A 560-nucleotide genomic window follows, 5' to 3' on the forward strand; every position below is an offset into this window, starting at 1 on the left:
CGCCGCTACTTGGGAAATCGCATTTGCTTTCTCTTCCTCTGGGTACTTAGATGTTTCAGTTCCCCAGGTCTGCCTCCTCATACCCTATGTATTCAGGTATGGGTACCACCCCATTACGGATGGTGGGTTCCCCCATTCGGATATCCTCGGATCAAAGCTCACTTACAGCTCCCCGAGGCGTTTCGCCGTTCGTCGCGTCCTTCGTAGGCTCCTAGTGCCAAGGCATCCACCGTGCGCCCTTTCTAACTTAACCAAATTAAAAAAGGTTGTTTCATTAATGAATTCTTGACATGCTCGTTTGATCTTCTCTTATAAAATAAGATACCGATAAAACTAACATTGTTTCTATTGCATTATCTAGTTTTCAAAGAACCAAAAGTCACTGATCTATTTGATATCAAATCAGCTACCTTTTATAAATTGAGAGTAAGTTCTCTCAAAACTGAACAAATAGCACAAGCGTCAAACAACCGAAGTTGTTCGTCGACTAGAGTTAAACTCCATAGAAAGGAGGTGATCCAGCCGCACCTTCCGATACGGCTACCTTGTTACGACTTCAC

General features: G+C 43.6%; 2 rRNA genes. Both read right to left on the bottom strand.

The annotated features are described in order from the left end of the window. Positions 1–253, bottom strand: a 23S ribosomal RNA gene (locus tag SAY88_RS24650); the annotation flags it as partial. Between the two features lie 253 nt (positions 254–506). Continuing rightward, a 16S ribosomal RNA gene (locus tag SAY88_RS24655) occupies positions 507–560 on the bottom strand; the annotation flags it as partial.

The sequence above is a fragment of the Halalkalibacter flavus genome, from assembly GCF_036663575.1.
Classification (GTDB): domain Bacteria; phylum Bacillota; class Bacilli; order Bacillales; family Bacillaceae_D; genus Halalkalibacter; species Halalkalibacter flavus.